This window comes from Sphingobium tyrosinilyticum (genome assembly GCF_042654265.1).
GTDB classification, from domain to species: domain Bacteria; phylum Pseudomonadota; class Alphaproteobacteria; order Sphingomonadales; family Sphingomonadaceae; genus Sphingobium; species Sphingobium tyrosinilyticum.
Map to the genome: position 1 here is coordinate 1 of NZ_JBHSFZ010000016.1, position 16,855 is coordinate 16,855.

Below are 16,855 nucleotides of genomic sequence, written 5' to 3' on the forward strand. Positions count from 1 at the left end.
TGATCGAGGAGACGCCGCCGCTACAGATTACACCGAAAGCCGCCTGATCGATGCGGCCCGAGGCCACACCCCAATTACACCACGTTGACGGACGCGACCGCGAGCATCGTCCATCAGCTCAAACTGACCTGGCGTTCGGGCCTTTTGCGGAACCACGGTGGCTCGCGTTAGAATTTTCCGATCACAAACTATGTCGCTGATCCTCATCTTCCCAGCTAGCGGGAATTGACCTCGCCAGCTTTCCGATGGCTAAGCGCGGAAAAAGGCTAGCGTTGCGACCGCGCGCGGAGATCCTGGCGTCAGCAGCGGCTTATTCCTGAAATTCAGGTGCGGTCGGTCGTCTTTGGACGGACCCGTCGTCGCAACTACCGATTGATCTACTGACGTCGGTAGGTTGCCGTCCATCCGGCCACTGTTGCGGCCGGCAGGGACTGCTGGCCCTCGGGGGGTCCGGAAACAGGACCCGATCGGGTTTGCACGCCTGGATGCGGATGAGGGTCGATAAGGCATTGAAATCGACCAACCAATTGACAAGGATATTCTAAGTTAATATCCGATTAAAAATTTTGAATGGGTATGCACATGGAAAACGTCTTATCTCGTGTCAAAGATTCTGACATCGATCAATTTGCGTTTTCAGAGCTGCCTGCTGCGGAAAACTGCGATGATCGGACACTAACTGCGGATGCCTTTGGTTTCTACAAAGATGGACATTTCGACGCGAGTATAATTGCCCGCAGGCGAGGCGATGCGGTGGACGTCATACCCCTGGTCCATCCCGACAGGCAGCGACCAAAATGGAATTTTGTCAAAGCATGGCGCCACTTCAGCCATGTGCGAAAAGACAAAGAACAGACTGATCAAATCATCGGCGTTTTCGACGCGCTACCTTGGCGCGGAGCCGCAGAAGCAGCGATTAATTTTCTTACAAGCCCGCAGGGACAGGCGATCTATCAAAGCGAACCCTATCTCCCCGACATACTCGATGATCATGTTGCCTTGCGCAAAACTCCCAAGGGGAGCTTTGCTCATGCCTATTGCGACTTTATGGAGCGTGAAGGTTTAAGCGCAGCAGGACTTGTCGCGGCTACAGGCAATGATCGCAATGGCCAGCCTTTACTCAAGGATGGGGTGGAATGGTATAATGACCGCTTGCGCGATATCCATGACATTCTCCACATTCTGACGGGATATGAGCGAGATCCCTTGGGTGAGCAGTGCCTGTTGGCCTATTTATTCCATCAACGTCCTAGTCCCGGGCATTTGGCAGTATCTACAGCAGGAACGCTGCTGATGAAAGTTCAGCTCAAGACAAAGGCGCCGATCCTCCGCGCTATTATCGAAGCGCATCGCCACGGCAGGCTTTGCACAAGGATTGTCGAACAATCGATCCGGGGAATACTGCCCATGCCGCTGGCAGAAGTAAGAGAGCGGTTCAACGTGCCAGCACCCTTTTGGTATAAGAAGGTGCATGATGTCTGGAAATCCGAGGGAGTCGATCCCCATGCATTTCTGGCAAAACAATAACAACCTGCATGAATCACAACACGCTGGCTCATTTGCGGCGTCCAATGGTCATGATGCGCCACAGCTGATCGACCAGCCTGTGCTAGTCCACGCAGCAAAGGTGGACGATGAAAAATGTCGTCACCTGCTCGCACCGCCGCCAAGGGAACTTCCGAGCGCCTTTCTTCGGCCCACGATTGCAACTTCGTAGATGCATAGTGAGCGAGGATGTTCGCGCTGAGACTTTGGCGCATTGCATTCCGTCTGTCGGGCAAGTTTGCTGTGGGGGCGCGGAACGGAGGCACTCAGCGCGGACTTCCATCTCGACCCTTGCCGATGCTCAGGAGTAAATCTGGCTACGGTTCTATCCGCTCTATCGATTTTCAGAGCTAAGGCTGGGAACGAGCCGATTTCAGGCCTTGGTTCGTAGGAGCGGAAATAACCGCCTTTAGTTCATATCACCCGTTTAGGGTGGTTTGACGCCGCGCCGAGCAAACCGGTGCTGATCACCGAAATGGCATCGACACAAAGATGATGCCAAGCGCATCCGCTAAACGCCGGCAACGCACCCGGACTGGGAACTTGCCGCGCGAGGGGAATTCCTCTGCTCGGCTATCCTGAGGCGCCGGTAAAATGATGCTTGATCAGGCAGACCTGCAGCCGTCACGCAAAAAAAACTGCGCAGCATCGATATGGGATATCTACGCGTATTGGAGCGTATTCGACGCACAGCAGTGATCTGCATGTCCCAGGCGATTTATTATTCCGCAAAAAAGGACATGTCCTTATTGCTAAGCTTTGCCGATGTGCGTAACATCGAAGAAGGGCGCAAACAATAGCGCGACGGTGGGGAGGTAAGAGCTTGGTTATAACCAAAGAACTCACCGCGGTCTTCGCGCGGGTGCGCCGCTCATGACCCGAACGATTGCGCGCGGCTTTGCCTTTCCGGAAGGGCCACGCTGGCATGAAGGGCGTCTGTGGTTTGCCGACCAACACGGCGGAACCGTGTACGTCCTTGACCCTGATGGTCATGTTTACGAGCATTTCGCTGTGCCAGGCGGGCCGTCGGGCATGGGCTGGCTGCCAGATGGCGCCCTGTTGGTGGTTTCGATGGACGAGCGTCGGCTTTATCGCAGAGGCTCGGATGGGCAATTGGTCATGTATGCCGAATTGGCGGCTATTCACTCCGGGCAGAGTAACGACATGGTCGTTGATCATCGGGGTTGGGCTTACGCGGGCAATGTCGGATTTGATTATTACAGTGGTGAAGCTCCCTGGCCGACATGCATCGCTGCGGTCGCTCCTGATGGGGCAGTTGCGGTAGCGGCGGATCACCTGCATTGCCCAAATGGTAGCGTAATCACTCCAGATTGTCGGACATTCATCGTTGCCGAGACATTCGCGTCTCGCCTGACCGCTTTCGATATCGATGAGGAAGGTCGGCTCTTCAATCGGCGCATATTTGCTGACCTGGGCGGCTATGCACCAGATGGCATCTGCCTTGATGCAGAAGGCTGCGTTTGGGTGGCCGTCGCCCTTGCGAACTCTGTGATACGCGTGCGTGAAGGCGGCGAGATCTTGACGCAAATCCCGATCGAAGCCGCCCGACCCTATGCCTGTATGCTCGGCGGAATGGATGGGCGCGACCTGTTCATCTGCTGCGCTTCAGATCATGATCCAGCAGTGACAGTTAAGGTCAGGAGTGGGCGTATCGATGTTGCTCGCGTCAATGTGGGATCATCCGGAGGATGGCCTTAATTGAATAAGTTTCAAATAAAGTCATGAGGAAGAAGTTGTTATGGCATCTAAATGGTCATTGCGGGCCATATGCTGTAGTGATAAGGATAAAAAAATGCGCAAAAAATAATAAAGAGGGATGGAGGGGCGCCGGAGTGGAAACGCTCTGCCATGCCTGTCGGTGAAGTCAGCGGGCCTAAGGTCGGTATGACGGTAACTGTGCGTTTTCGGCGGCAATATCCTTCCTTTTCTTCCAATATCTAATGGTTCTCGCTCGAAAAGATAAGGAGAGGATGGCATGGGGGCTGAATTCTTAGCGTGTCGACGGCATGCAGGCCGATTGTTATTTACGGGTGTTGCTGCGGGTGCGCTGATCGCGCCTGACGTCGCACTGGCGCAGACTGCGATCGATGAGATTGTCGTCACGGCCACGCGGCGTGAGGAGCGTGCGCAGGACGTTCCAATTGCCATAACCGCGGTTTCAGGTGAAGGGCTGCGGGAGCGTGGCGTCACGAGCCTTCAGGACATGCAGGCATCGGTTCCGTCGTTGGTAATCGCCCCCAATGGTCAGGCATCACGCGATGTCATGTCGCCTTCCATTCGCGGCCAGTCGGCATCGTTTCAGGGATCGCCCGCAGTCGTCGTCTACATGAACGAAGTGCCGCTGCCGTCCGGCTACACGCTCTCGAACCAGGGTGGCCCGGGTAACTTCGTCGACCTTCAGAGCGTGCAGGTCCTGTCGGGTGCACAGGGCACCTTGTTCGGCCGCAATACAACGGGTGGTGCGATCCTGCTCACTCCGGCGAAACCGACAGGTCAGCTTGAAGGCTATATCGGAGGCGGCGTTGGTAACTATAACATGACTGAGCTGGAAGCCATGCTCAACGTTCCAGTTACGGACAAGGTGAGCATCCGCCTGGTCGGCGCAACGCGCGATCGTGACGGTTTTACCTATGACGTCAATTGGCGTAAGGATCGCGACGACACGCACTGGCGCATGGCTCGCTTCGGAATGATGTTGAACCCGACCGAAAATCTCCAGAACTATACGATGGCTTATTACGGCTATTCTCGAACAAATGGCTCGGGCTCGATCGCGAAGGGGTTTAACACGGGATATTTTCAGGCGCTCGACAGTTTTGTGCCGTCTTTTGATTTCTGTCGTTCCGCTGGGAACTGCAATTATTACACCGACCTGATAGCGCAAGCCAACGCTCTTGGTCCCCGCAAGACTGCTCATGGAGTGGATGATTTCGCCAAAACCGTGACTTGGGGGATCACAAACACCACTGACTTCGACGCGACTGACAATATAAAAATTCGCAACATCATCAGCTATGCTCGTTTTAAATCCTATTATTCGAACGATCAGGACGGCACGATTGCTCCGATCTACAACACTGGTACCACGATCGAGAGTCGCCGGTCGCCGCGTGATTACTACAAGCTGTTCACGGAAGAACTGCAGTTGCAGGGCAATGCGCTGGACAACAGGCTCACCTACACCGTGGGCGGATTCTACTTCAAACAGTCTCCGGCAGGTCTGATGGAGTCCTTCTCCATCAACGTTTGCAGTAGAAAGACCGAAGTCGGCTGTGCGCTGGGCACCAGCCAGGTCGGGGTAACCAATGAATCGAAGGCGCTCTACGCGCAAGCGAGCCTCGATCTCGGAGCGTTGGTGCCCGGGCTAGATCGTGTTCGACTGACTGGAGGGTATCGCTATACCTGGGATCATGTAGAGGGCTTTACGGCGTCGTGGTCGGCGATCCCGATCGGCGGGGGCGCCGTCATTAACCTGTGCTCCTGGAAGTCGCAGTTTACTGCGACTCCGCTGACTGATTGCCGGTTTACCGGCAATCTCAAAAGCTCGGCGCCGAACTGGACAGTGGGTATCGATTATCGGCCGAATGACGACCTGATGCTGTATGCTAAGGTGACAAAGGGCTACAAGGCAGGCGGCTTCAACGCCTATGCAGTGTTTCCGAACACCCGGACTTTCGGGCCGGAATACCTCACCGACTATGAAGCGGGCTTCAAGTCGGACTTCGAGGTCGGCGGTATAGCGACCCGCCTCAACGTCAATGGCTTCTATTTGGACTATTCGAACATCCAGCGCGCCGCAGGTGACCGCAACAGCGCCACGGGCGGCAACGGCGCGATCACGCTCAGCACTGCTTCGGCCGTGATCAAGGGTGTGGAAGTAGAGGCGATGATCCGGCCGAGTCGCGAAATCGAGCTGGGCTTGAACTACAGCCACACCTCTTCCCACTACAAGTCGTTCAAGTTCGACTCAAACTCGGGCGTCTGGGACTGCACGGCTCAGTCGATCACTTCGCCTAAGGTTTTTGCCGGGGCAGACATGACCTGCCGCCCGTTGCAATATCTGTCGCCCAACATCCTGTCCGTCTACGGTCGCTTCACCATTCCGACCGCAGAGAAGTTCGGCAACCTTAGCCTGTTCGTTAGCTACAACTGGACGGATGCGCAGGAGACCGCGCCGTTCTCGACAGAGAAATTCCCGGACGGCACCACCAACGAGCCGGGTGTGCGTCTGCCGGCATTCGGCTTGCTCAACGCCACGCTGGACTGGAAGAATGCTCTTGCCAGCGGACTGGACCTGTCACTATTTGCCACCAACCTGACCAACAAGCTCTACGCCATCACCAATACCGGCACTTACCAGACGATCGGTGGCTGGACACAGATGTATGGCGAACCGCGAATGTTCGGCCTGCGCGCGCGTTACAAGTTTGGTGGTTCGGATTAATCATGTGATGACCGGCTCGTAACGGTTTGGGGTCTTTGCCGGAGGAAAAGGAAGGCTCTGCCGTTCACAGGCGGTGGAGTCTTCCTTTCCATTGGCCCTCGCCAAGCGCCTCCGCAGCGGCCTGCGCATCTTCCGCGCCATCAACCGGTCCGGCATACTCGTCGTAAAATGTTGGATCCTCATCCACATGGCCCGATGTCTGGTCGTAAACTGGAGGGATACGGCCCGACGCCGACCAGACCGAACCCCGACGTGAATGATTGTGGACCACAACGCGCAGATTGTGACGACGATGGTGCACGGCCATATGGAGCCCGACGGCCGGCGTGACACTTCAGGCGCCTTCGACGATGCGCCCGTCGCCGTCCATGCGGATAATATCGGATGCGGTCAATTCATCCAGGCAAGTTACCAAGGATTGACGAGAAAGGTGCCATCCGGTTCGGCCAGGGTGATATGCCTGGCAATATGATCGTCATAGTCTTCGCGATGGAGCCCTCGGCACAGCAGCGCAAGTTCCGCGCCGTCAAATCCGGGATCAACGTGTCGCGACCCGGCATCGGAGCCAGTTCTGCGAGTGTAGGGATCCGTCGCCTCGACATTTCCATTTTGGTCTCTCCTAAATCTTTAGCACCATTGGGCCGACGCCTCTGCCGTGTCGGCCAGTTCGACGCACTTGATACCCAGCGCATCACGCGCGGCTTCAGGTGTCAGCCCAAGCACATCTTCATAGCGCATCATGTAGATCGGCGCCGATGCCCGGCCCACCCTTGAACCGCGCTCGACGGCATTTTGGGTGGTCAGCCAGGTCTGCGGATAATGCAGCACAGCGCGCGTGATTATACGCGTCGATCCAAGGATAGAGAAAACCGAGAGTTCCCCGGCAAGCTCAGGGCTCATATGCATGAACAGATTGGTGAGCCGCATATAATAAGGAACCAGTTCGCCGATGAAATCAAATCCCCCTCCGCCAAGAATATGTTCCAGGTCGTGCGTCTGTCCGGCACGAAGCTGGAAATATTCATAGTCGTTACGCGGCGTAAAGGGCGGGACGATATCGACCTGAAGATCATTGTTGGTCAGTTGCGCATAAAAGATGCCACCCACTGTTTCCGGTCCATAATGCTTCAGGTCATCGAGCTGGAAGGTTGAAACATAAGCTTCCTTGAACCAGGCGTCGAGGGAGGCGTTCTTCTCTCGTTCGGCTGCGAAAAGTGCGTTGATATGATCGATGTCTTGCACCTCGCGGAGAATCTGGACGAGCTGGATAGAGTCCGATGGTGTCGGAATATCGGGGCCGTTGCGGCGCAACAGATGCGTGGCCACCCAATCGCGCACGCGCGCATCATTCAGATAGCGGGAGGAACTGACCAGGACGCTACTGTCGGTTGTAACCTTCTCGATCCCCTTCATCAGATAGGAATAATCCGCCATTTCAATTTCCTTTGCCTGAGGGGGGAGTGCCGCCGAGTTCCACCGCCAGCGCGGCCGGCACCGGAATTGGGAAGCGCAGCAGCATTTGCGCCATGCCTTTGGCTGCGGGATCGAGCCGCGTGCTGGCGTTGATCCCGCCAACAAGCGCGTCGTGGATCACGAAATTGAGGGCGTGGAAGCCAGGCGCCGCATAACGATCGACGCGCGGGGCTTCATCTCCGGGTCCGAAGTGGCGGTACCATTCGCTTACCGTATCGGGGCTGAGCGCGGTGTGGAGATAGGGAAGATATTTGGGATGGCGGGCGATGACCGCGACGTTGAACAACTGGCCTTTGTCGCCGCTGCGCGCCCAGGCCAGCTGCACCAGATCAACGGGAACATCGCCGGGGTCGGCGGGGGCGGGCAATGACGCTCTGCTGGCCGGCGCGCGCGCACCGGAAGGAACTCCGGGCGGTACTGGCACTTCCTCGGAGGCGCCACCGAAGGTTACCCGCGCTGTCACCGTTCGCTTGTCCAGGAGGAATAGAAATATACCCGTCATCGGCAAGACGTTCGTGGCAAGATTGATCGAGGTGCCGACGGACATTCCCGAAATACCGGCCCATTGTTCACGTGCGAAAATCTGGGCGCCTTGAGCGTCGGGATGATCGGCCACAAGTTTGCAGATCAGCTCTCGCGTCTCGACCTGCTGGCGGTGCGCGCCGAAGCTGGCTTCGCCGCCGATCATCACCATGTCCGTCAGAGAGAAGTCTGGCATATTGCGCGACCGCAGCAGTGCGCGCGCTCTGGCGAACAACGCCTCACCCTGCCGCTTCGCCTTTTCGACGGCGTCCTCGCCAATGATCGGCTGATAGGCGATGCAGCGCCACCCCCCGTCGAAGGTGACGCAGACCTTATAACTGTCGGTCGGCGGTCGCCCTCGCGCCCCGGTTACGCGCACCCGATCCTTGCCGATCTGTTCCAGTTTGACATTGCCGAAGTCGCAGCGCACGTCGGCCACGATATAGTCAGCCGGGTCGCTGACCTCGTAAAGCAACTGCTCGGCAACCGTGCCGATTGACACTAGCCCGCCCGTGCCTTCAGGCTTGGTGATCACCACGCTGCCATCCGCCTGGCACTCGCCGATAGGGAAGCCGATATTCGCCCAGTCGGGCACATCGCGCCAGTCGGTGAAGGTCCCTCCCGTGATCTGTGCGCCGCATTCTAGCAGGTGACCGGCGAGCGTGCCCGCCGCCAGGAGGTCGAAATCGCTCGGTCTCCAGCCAAATTCATGTATCAAAGGTCCGAGCACTACCGCACTATCGACCACGCGGCCGGTCACGACGATGTCCGCCCCCTTCGCAAGCGCCGCGGCGATCGGGAAAGCGCCTAGATAAGCGTTGGCGCTGATGACGTTCTCGGGGAACGGGGCTCCGGTGAACATGTCACGGTGGCCGGCTGCCCGCAGTTCCTCGATGCACGGACGCAGATCATCGCCATCGACATAAGCCACCGTCAGCGACAGATCCGCTTCGCCGATCATCCGTTCGAGCGCTGCGGCGAGCCCTGCGGGATTGACCCCGCCGGCATTGGCAACGACCTTCAGCCCTTGGGCGGCAATCTCGTGCAGATAAGGGCCGACATGAACCGTCAGGAAATCGGTACCATAGCCCGCTTGGGGGTCAGCAGCCTGCATTCTGCCGAAAATACCCATCGACCCTTCAGCGAGGTAGTCGAAGATGAGATAGTCGAGTCGTCCGCCGGCCAGCAATTGCGGTACCGAGAGCGCGGTGTCGGAGAAGGATGCCGTCGCTCCACCGATGCGTACAACTCTATTTGCGCCAGCAACCGCCATTTCTCATCCGCTCCTTCGTTTATAGGAGCATTGTTAACGGTTTCTCTGGCAGCAAACTGTCACCCAAGTTACTATGCTGCGATGAAAAATGAAAAGCGAAATTCGGCGCTTCTTGTGTTGCGCAAGGCGGAGTGGCTGAAGGACTATCCGGCAGAACTAGCCGAGAGCCTCGTTTCAGAAGGCGCACTCGTGCGGCTCAACGTCGGAGAATGGGCTCAGGCCGAAGGCGATGATCGAAGCGGTCTGTTCGTGGTGGTCGAGGGCGTGCTTTATTCCTATTGCGCGTCGCGAGGTGACCGGGAAGTGATGATCGGTCTTGCTGAGGCAGGATCAGTGCTCGGCCATGCCACACGGTTTAGTGGCGGACCACGACTTGTTACAGCCGTCTGCGTGGAACCATGCGTCTTGTTAGAGATATCGGAAGTCGCGCTGGATCGGGTGGCAGAACGCCGGCCCGAAATCTGGCGAGCCATCGCCGGTTTTGCTTACGAGAATATGCGCAGCGCCGTTCGTATGGCTGCTGAAGTGATTTCGCTCCGCCCGCGCGAGCGCATCGCCGCTCGCCTGCTGGCCGCCGGCGAGGGCCATCGCAAAGCTATGGAGGAGCCAATGCCGACCATCCGGCTCAGCCAGGAATTGCTGGGTGAAATGACCGGCCTCACCCGCAAGACTGTGAATGTCCATTTGTCCGCGTTCGAGCGAGAGGGGCTGATCAAAGTCGGCTATGGCCGGATCAAGCTATGCGATCTTGCGCGCCTACGGACCGTCGCTAACGGCTAGGTTTCGCGCGCAACTGTGTTGATGCCGATCCTTCTCGTTCGCTCCAGATGGCATTTTGCGGCAGGCTGGGCCGACGGAACGGCATTTTAGATGAGCCGGGCGCATCAAAATGCGATGCAGGGACGCTGTAGACTGTTCCGTCACTGTGGGGCTATCCCCTTCTGGAGCGTTCGTGGCGCTGGAGCAAGAAGCCTGCTGGACACGCGTTGCACCCATTTCCTCACCCGAAGAGCCGCTCGTCCCACCAGACTGGCTCGGGCAAGTCATGCGTGATGCCCGCCGCATCGGGGTGATGCGGGTTGATTAAAATGTTGCGCTCGGCCCGAGCGGCAATAGATGGAACGAGCAGGATCGCGCTGCGCCGATCCTGGAACCACGCCAGACCGAATGCCTTGCACAGGCTTTCATCCTTGCCGTCCCAGCCGGGGTGGGCGGCCGGCTGGAAAATCTCATAACGGATGCCGTTGGGAATGGTGATCCGGATATAATGCTGATTGGGGGGTAGCACGTTGTTGGCATGCACCAGCTTTTCCAGCATCGCAGTCGAATAATGTTCCGACGTGTAGATGATCGGGCAGGCGGGCGAGTTCCAGCGGCCCGGGTAGAGGCGCGCGCCTTCGCTATGGTAGATCGGGTGAACGCCGTTGGGATCCCCGATGCGATAAGCCGTCAAAACCCGATCCGTGATGCCACCCTTCATACCCCTCCGCCATAGGCTGCGCGGCCAAGGAGATTGATGACCAGGTCCGCGCCCGGACTGGTCGCCAGGGCCACGTCTAGCGGCGCTTTGCCGTCGAGCATGGCATGCGGCCTGTTCAGGAATTCACGTGCGCGCTCCGGCTCCTTGTAGATATCAAGGGCAAAGCTGAAAACCTTGGCCAGGCGGGCCAATCGGTCGCCTTCCTCGCTTGTCAGCCGCTTCGAGGAAGACTTGCGGCGACGTTCGAGCGTCGCCTTTGGGATGAGCCGAAATTTGAACCGCGCATCTCCCGGCGCCACGCTGTCAGCCAGATGATCCAGTGCAGTGACGGGAAGTCCCCTCTCGATGGAAGAGGGGAGGGCCAGACGCGACGCCGGCAGCCCGGCCTTAACGCCCAGCAAGGCTTCTACGGAATGGGATTGCGCGGCCATGTCTACTCCTGTCTCAAGTGAGGTGTATATATGCCTCATATGGGGCTTGCGTAAGCGGGGGAAGAAAGGATTGGCGCGCCGAGGTTTTTGCAAACCGAGGGCCGATGCCGCGTGATGGCGGCTATCTTCGAGCGCCTTCCCGGCAAACGGCGGGTCCGCTTTCCACGCAAGTAGGACGTCCGGGCGCTCCATGAGCGACGCTTGACTCCCGCGGTTACGCCTCTCACCTTTCGGGCATGTGCAACCGAGCTCAACGCGGCGACATCCAGAATGAGCTGACCCTGTTTGGCGCCAAGAAAGGCGCGCGTTTCAATGAGGGGCCGCTTCAGATCCACCCTGCGCAGCCGGGAACCGTTATTCGCCTGCAGGATGGCGAGCGCGTGCTCGAGCAGATGACATGAGGCTTTCCCCTCGCGCAGAAGAGCAAGAAGTTGATGATCGACACATGCGCGCAGGAACGAGAGATGCAGCTGTTCTTGGAGTGGACAGTCATTCGAAACTGCGTCGCCATGATCCTGAAAGGCAACGGCAGAACGGCAGCCCACTAGCAGCCCGCCTTCCGCTCCGGATTAACCCGATAGGACAAGCAGCGGACCTTTCCGTCGCGGCGCCCGTTACAAGTCCTCCACTCACAGGAGGATGCCATGAGCACCGATAGCACAATCAGCACCCTGAACGGCCTGATCAAGACGACCCTCGACAGCATGAAGGGTTTCAAGGATGCGGCCGAAGACGCTGAGAGCACCCAATTTTCAACGATGTTCGCCGACTTCGCGCGGGAACGAAGTGAGGTTGCGACGGCCCTGCAAGCGGAGGTTAGGCGCCTCGGCGGCAATCCGGAGGATGACAGCAGTTTTCTGGCTGCCGCTCACCGCAGCTTCATGGACCTGAAGGCGGCGTTCACAGGCAAGGATGACAAGGCGATCATCCAGGAAGTCGAACGCGGCGAGGATTACATCAAGGGTAAATTCCAGGCCGCTCTAAACGATGATGATCTTGATCCATCATCTCGCACGGTCGTCGAGCGCGCTTTTCAGTCAGTAAAGGCGGGTCACGATCGCGCCAGCGCACTGAAGCACAGCATGCCCTGAGCGCGCGAGGGTCGCTCGACTAGAGGGCGACCCTGCCGCGGGCGAATAGACAGACAGCGCCTTTACTGTTGTCACGCGTTCGCCCTACGAAGAACATCGTCAAGCACCGCCTTATGCAGCGGTTCATCAAAGCTACACCCCGCCTCAAATCCTGGTACCCAGGCGACTTTAGCCCAGCGTGCCCCAAGGCCCGGCAGCGTAAGTGAGATGTCGCTGCCAGAGGTAAACTTCATATGTGTTCGGATACGGAAACCCGTGAGTGAAGATCGGACACAGTGGAGGAAGATGATGGCTCCATTCTGCGACGCAGCTTCACCTGCGCCGTGATCCCGTGTCGGACTGCCCGACGTTCATCCTCTTCCATGTAACGCGCCCCTTTGTTTCTCACATATTTCCTAGGCACCGAGCTCACGCCACAACGCAGGACGCGCTCAAGGGTCATTCACCGGCAGCAGTTCATGCTCCTCCTCCGCGTGGTACACGACATCTCCTAAGCGCCTCATGTCCACGAGTTGGCCGCACGTTGGGCAGGCATAGAAATGCTCTGCCTCATCCTCCGGCGCGGAATAAACGGGAAGGCACTTGTTCAGATCTTCGCGGGTTTTCTCATCGATCATAGCAGCTCCAGTACAGTCGCATGGCGCAGCGTCTCTTCGCCGCGCAGGTGGCGCACCCGAGCGTGCATGACTGGCTCTAGCCAGCGTGCAGCTTTCCGCTTTCCTGCCTCGACCGCTGGTGTTGAGCGCTGCAGCCGTTCGGCCGCGGCCCAGAAGCGATCGCGATCCTTTGCCGTAAGCGTGAGCATAGCGCTGCCAGCATATTCCAAGCCGTGCAGCGTCTCGCGCGCACAAAGGGCTATCGTGGGACCCAACCCCTGCTCAGTTCCCACGATCACGAACTGCCCAACCGTAAACGCCTTGATCTTCAGCCATGACGTCGAATAGCCGGCGCGGTATCGGCTATCCGCTAATTTGGAGACGATCCCCTCGAGCCCGAGTTGCTCAGCTTTGTGGAAAAACTCGGCTCCGTGCCCCACGATATGGTCGCTGAACTGGATCGGAAAGGCAGCGTCATGCTCACCGATCATATCGCGCAGCCGCGCGCGTCTATCGGTCAGCGGCTCCCGACGGATGTCTTGGCTCTCCAACATCATCAGGTCGAAAGCATAGAAGACGAGGCGTTCGGGATGTGACGTGATGGTCCGGCGAACGGCATGGAAGTCGGACAAGCCTGCTTCGCCCTGGACGATCACCTCGCCATCGAGCAGCGCCGGGCTCCCGCGCAGGCTCTGCGCCGCTTCTAGGATCAAGCGGTACTTGTCGCTCCAGTCGTGGCCGTTGCGGGTGTAAGCCCGGCCGTTATCGCCATCGAGCAACAACTCAGTCCGGTAGCCGTCATATTTGATCTCGTGGAGCCACTGATCCCCCTCCGGCGCGTCGTGAACAAGCGTCGGCTGCATAGTCGGGACAAAGCCCAGATGGGGAACCATCGTCTGCAGCATAAGTCCGCGACTCCTGCCGTTCGAGTCGGGTTCCTGCACGCTGGTAGATTTACTGAGGAAACTTGCGGTGCCTCAGCGGGGGGGGGCGAGGCACCGCAAGCACGGCACCAAAGGCCCCTCTCCATGAGGAGACGGGGCGAGTTTGGGTCGCAATGCAGGTGAAACCTGCAAGGGAATAAACATCTCGCCGAGCGAATGTTGCGGCATAATCCCATTGCGCAGCCCTTGGGCGAATAGGGGTTATAGGCCAAGTCGGATGTGAGAAGTCCCGCAGAGTTGCGGTGGGTGAAGGCCCCAACATTACAATCGGTTAATGAAACTGTTTGCTGATCGAGCCGTTGCTTTGCGCATATGATAAATTTCGAGGTGAACCTATGCGGACGGCAGCATTCAATGAAGAAGGAACCCGATTCCGGTTAGCCTACATCCCGCTCTACAGAGATGAAGAAATAAATCATTGCTCGGGATGTGGAAGGGATAATTGGATCATCGGCCGCATGACTGCAGAATGTGGTTTCTGCGGGACCGCCGCGCTCCTCGAGCGGTTCAACACTTGGAGCGCGGCGCCTCGCTTCGAATGCCGTGACTACCAGGCCAGTGAATTGCCGGAGCATCTCAGGCCTGTCGTTTGATGATCGGCCCGTCGGAAGGCAGCCGCGCTAGCATGGCCATCGTAGCACTTGGGCCAGGGCCTTTTCCGTCTGGCACCATCATTTCAGGAAAGGGAACGATAGCGAAAATCGCGGCCGCTACTTAGAAGGAGAAAACATAAATGGCAGACAATAAAAGCAAACGGGATGGCGCTGATCGAAGCCGGGTTGCCGGAGGTGAAGGCTACGAGGTAAGCTATTTCGCCCGTAAGCACGGCATCACGTCCGATCAGGCGCGTGATATCATCAGAAAGGTCGGTAATGACCGGGGAAAACTGAATGCAGCGGCAGAAAAGCTGAAGGGTAAATGACTGTGCATCCTTCGATCGATGCGCTCCTCTAAAAGGGCGTGCGGTAGCCCCTGCTATCCAGTTCGACGGCACCTGTGGCAAGCGCGGTCTCGACACAGGGCTAAATCTGACGGCTAGCAGGTGATGCACCTGATTGCCGAGCTGGGGTTGATGCCGGCGGGCTGAGTCGGAATTGAAGGGGACGGAAGTCGATATTGTGACGTGCTGCTGGTCGGGAAGAACGGCGAAGACGTAATTTCCTCGGCCGTGAACACGTTAACAAGCTGACCAGGCGTGATGACCGCAGAGCGTCCGGTGATGATGGCCGCGCCAAGAAGTGCGCCAGTGGTGTTTCCGCGGCCCTCCTGACGAACTGAACCCCGTAGCTTCCACTCCCGGCCACCAGACCTGACGGAATTGAAGCTAAGCTCGAACTTGGCTGACTTCCCCACAATTCCCTTGCCAGTACGCCAAGTGACAGTGGCCTTCACGGGTGACCCGCGCCTGATCATTACAGCACCATCCTCGATGACGTCGTTCACGACCATGAAGTTGCGCACCTCACCGACCTTCATACTATTGAGGTGATTTCTTCTGTCGGCGTTACGACGACCAAAGTGTTGATGGGGATGACGACGGCTGAGGCGCCACTGACCTGCATGGGGGATAGCTGGGCAGCAAGCGGGACGCTAAAGATGAAGAGCCCGACTGCTAATGTGTTTCGCAGAATGTGCATCTGAAAGATTCCCCTGCCGAAAATGACTCGTTTGCTATCACTGGCAAAGGTGACGGATGAATGTGGATGCGCGCAATATACCTCAAGTGATACTCCATGATGCAATTTTGGATTTTATGCTGTGGCTGACGCATCCCGACAGAAGCAGGTAACAATTGGGTGAGAAATAAACGATAGTACCGCCAGCGGAAGGACATCCATGCGGTACACGGTTTTATCATCAATAATCTTCAGCGGATTGACCGGCCTTGGAGCTGCTGAGGCCCATCCTGGCGGCTTGAACGCTGAAGGATGTCATAACAACCGGAAGACGGGCGAGTATCATTGTCACAGGGGAACAACGGCCTCATCTTCAACCAGACAACGCAGCTTCCTCACTGGGAGTGGGGGGGTGCTTTTCGGAATTGCGCTGCCGCACGTGCGGCCGGCGCCGCGCCAATCATGGCTGGGCAACCTGGTTACGGGGCTCACCTGGATCGGGATGGAGATGGAGTTGCTTGTGAACCGTACCGCGGGCGGTGAAAAATTTTGTCGCGTGACAGCGCGGTCCAATACGTCAATATCAATGGCATGGGGATGATTTCGACTTCCGCACGACCATGCGTAACCGGCCGGTACGGCGGTGGCGCAACAAGGTTGTGCAGTTTCGGCGTCTAACACGGCGGCACCAGCCGCAGTTTCGTAAGATCAGCTTGCTTCCGCTGGTCGTATGCGGCCTCATCATCGGCAGCGCCATCGGATGGGCAGCACTCCAGCATGGCGACAGGCTGCTAAGTTGGCCGGCAGCAGCTTGAGAAAACGACGATCAAGGCGTCGGTTGCGTTAGTCCAAGGGTAGTAGATGGCGATACTCTGCGCTGCGGCTCGACCCGCATCCGGCTATCATCGATCGACACGCCGAAGATGCCGGGTCATTGCCGACCCGGCCGCGAGTGCACACCCGGTGACCCTTATGCCAGCACAGGCAGTTTGCGGTCGCTTGTTAGCGGTCACGCAGTGGAATGTCGGCAGGTCGACACGGACCATTAGTCCGCACGGTTGCCCGATGTTCGGTGCAGGGCGAGGATTTGTCGTGCGCGCAGGTTGAGGTGGCTCTGCCGTGGAGCGGTATGGTCTCTTAGTTTGCTGAGATTAGCGCGCAACCGCGGGTTAATCTGACGGGCGCATCGGCTCTCCACGTGGCGGTGGCGCGCGCTCGGGCGTCCGGGACGCTGGATCGGGCGCCTCAATGCTCGAGTAAACGACAAAGCCGAGAATTGTGATCATACACAGAATTATAGCCACCAGCAGTAGCCAGAAGCTGGCACGCCGCCGAACGTCGTTCATGACGTGCAACTGTACGGATAACCCCGCTGAGGTGGTATGTGTTTCAGCTTTTGAAGCAGGTCATCAAATGCGC

The 16,855-nt window shown here is 57.9% G+C and carries 15 protein-coding genes and 1 pseudogene; 9 read left to right on the top strand and 7 right to left on the bottom strand.

Annotated elements, in window-relative coordinates:
- Nucleotides 1–582 precede the first annotated feature (582 nt).
- The 3 genes from ACFO3E_RS09485 to ACFO3E_RS09495 all read left to right on the top strand — a co-directional run bounded on the left by ACFO3E_RS09485 (nucleotide 583) and on the right by ACFO3E_RS09495 (nucleotide 6,010).
- On the top strand, nucleotides 583–1,527 hold the full coding sequence (locus ACFO3E_RS09485) for a Coq4 family protein (protein ID WP_380804148.1): 945 nt from the start codon (nucleotides 583–585) through the stop codon (nucleotides 1,525–1,527).
- 891 nt (nucleotides 1,528–2,418) lie between these two features.
- On the top strand, nucleotides 2,419–3,264 hold the full coding sequence (locus ACFO3E_RS09490; RefSeq protein WP_380804150.1) for an SMP-30/gluconolactonase/LRE family protein: 846 nt from the start codon (nucleotides 2,419–2,421) through the stop codon (nucleotides 3,262–3,264).
- Between the two features lie 277 nt (nucleotides 3,265–3,541).
- Complete coding sequence (locus ACFO3E_RS09495) at nucleotides 3,542–6,010, top strand: TonB-dependent receptor (protein ID WP_380804153.1); 2,469 nt, start codon at nucleotides 3,542–3,544, stop codon at nucleotides 6,008–6,010.
- A 64-nt stretch (nucleotides 6,011–6,074) separates the two neighbouring features.
- On the opposite strand, the gene ACFO3E_RS09500 is transcribed toward ACFO3E_RS09495, so the two are convergent.
- The 3 genes from ACFO3E_RS09500 to ACFO3E_RS09510 all read right to left on the bottom strand — a co-directional run bounded on the left by ACFO3E_RS09500 (nucleotide 6,075) and on the right by ACFO3E_RS09510 (nucleotide 9,278).
- Nucleotides 6,075–6,317, bottom strand: coding sequence for a class II aldolase/adducin family protein (locus tag ACFO3E_RS09500; protein WP_380804155.1), 243 nt, complete (start codon nucleotides 6,315–6,317; stop codon nucleotides 6,075–6,077).
- 320 nt (nucleotides 6,318–6,637) lie between these two features.
- Complete coding sequence (locus ACFO3E_RS09505; protein ID WP_380804157.1) at nucleotides 6,638–7,444, bottom strand: hypothetical protein; 807 nt, start codon at nucleotides 7,442–7,444, stop codon at nucleotides 6,638–6,640.
- A gap of 1 nt (nucleotide 7,445) precedes the next feature.
- Complete coding sequence (locus ACFO3E_RS09510) at nucleotides 7,446–9,278, bottom strand: acyclic terpene utilization AtuA family protein (RefSeq protein WP_380804160.1); 1,833 nt, start codon at nucleotides 9,276–9,278, stop codon at nucleotides 7,446–7,448.
- Between the two features lie 114 nt (nucleotides 9,279–9,392).
- Here ACFO3E_RS09510 and ACFO3E_RS09515 point away from each other — a divergent pair, with 114 nt between their 5' ends.
- The gene (locus tag ACFO3E_RS09515; RefSeq protein ID WP_380804249.1) at nucleotides 9,393–10,058 is read left to right on the top strand and encodes a Crp/Fnr family transcriptional regulator; all 666 of its coding nucleotides are present in this window, start codon (nucleotides 9,393–9,395) and stop codon (nucleotides 10,056–10,058) included.
- Between the two features lie 220 nt (nucleotides 10,059–10,278).
- On the opposite strand, the gene ACFO3E_RS09520 is transcribed toward ACFO3E_RS09515, so the two are convergent.
- On the bottom strand, nucleotides 10,279–10,758 hold the full coding sequence (locus ACFO3E_RS09520; RefSeq protein ID WP_380804162.1) for an RES family NAD+ phosphorylase: 480 nt from the start codon (nucleotides 10,756–10,758) through the stop codon (nucleotides 10,279–10,281).
- Complete coding sequence (locus tag ACFO3E_RS09525; RefSeq protein WP_066530088.1) at nucleotides 10,755–11,189, bottom strand: antitoxin Xre/MbcA/ParS toxin-binding domain-containing protein; 435 nt, start codon at nucleotides 11,187–11,189, stop codon at nucleotides 10,755–10,757. Before ACFO3E_RS09525 ends, ACFO3E_RS09520 begins: the two co-directional genes overlap by 4 nt.
- Nucleotides 11,190–11,425: 236 nt before the next feature.
- On the opposite strand from ACFO3E_RS09525, the gene ACFO3E_RS09530 reads away from it, so the two are divergent.
- Both ACFO3E_RS09530 and ACFO3E_RS09535 read left to right on the top strand, forming a co-directional pair.
- Nucleotides 11,426–11,590 carry a hypothetical protein gene (locus tag ACFO3E_RS09530; protein ID WP_380804165.1) on the top strand — a complete coding sequence of 55 codons (165 nt, stop codon included), beginning with the start codon at nucleotides 11,426–11,428 and terminating at the stop codon, nucleotides 11,588–11,590.
- Between the two features lie 243 nt (nucleotides 11,591–11,833).
- Entirely contained in the window at nucleotides 11,834–12,280 is a 447-nt protein-coding gene (locus ACFO3E_RS09535; protein WP_380804167.1) for a ferritin-like domain-containing protein, read from the top strand.
- 431 nt (nucleotides 12,281–12,711) lie between these two features.
- On the opposite strand, the gene ACFO3E_RS09540 is transcribed toward ACFO3E_RS09535, so the two are convergent.
- Together ACFO3E_RS09540 and ACFO3E_RS09545 are read right to left on the bottom strand one after the other, a co-directional pair.
- Complete coding sequence (locus ACFO3E_RS09540; protein ID WP_380804170.1) at nucleotides 12,712–12,897, bottom strand: hypothetical protein; 186 nt, start codon at nucleotides 12,895–12,897, stop codon at nucleotides 12,712–12,714.
- Nucleotides 12,894–13,781, bottom strand: a complete 888-nt coding sequence (locus ACFO3E_RS09545) for an ATP-dependent DNA ligase (RefSeq protein ID WP_380804173.1) — start codon at nucleotides 13,779–13,781, stop codon at nucleotides 12,894–12,896. The genes ACFO3E_RS09540 and ACFO3E_RS09545 overlap by 4 nt, the downstream gene beginning before the upstream one ends.
- A gap of 772 nt (nucleotides 13,782–14,553) precedes the next feature.
- Between ACFO3E_RS09545 and ACFO3E_RS09550 the strand changes: the two genes are divergently transcribed.
- From ACFO3E_RS09550 to ACFO3E_RS09560, 3 genes and pseudogenes are all read left to right on the top strand, one after another.
- A complete protein-coding gene (locus ACFO3E_RS09550) occupies nucleotides 14,554–14,742 on the top strand; it encodes a DUF3606 domain-containing protein (protein WP_066530081.1) in 189 nt (62 codons plus the stop codon).
- 914 nt (nucleotides 14,743–15,656) lie between these two features.
- Nucleotides 15,657–15,755 (top strand): annotated as a pseudogene (locus ACFO3E_RS09555) (hypothetical protein); the annotation flags it as partial.
- Nucleotides 15,756–15,898: 143 nt separating this feature from the next.
- On the top strand, nucleotides 15,899–15,979 hold the full coding sequence (locus tag ACFO3E_RS09560) for an excalibur calcium-binding domain-containing protein (RefSeq protein WP_380804251.1): 81 nt from the start codon (nucleotides 15,899–15,901) through the stop codon (nucleotides 15,977–15,979).
- Nucleotides 15,980–16,855: the final 876 nt, after the last annotated feature.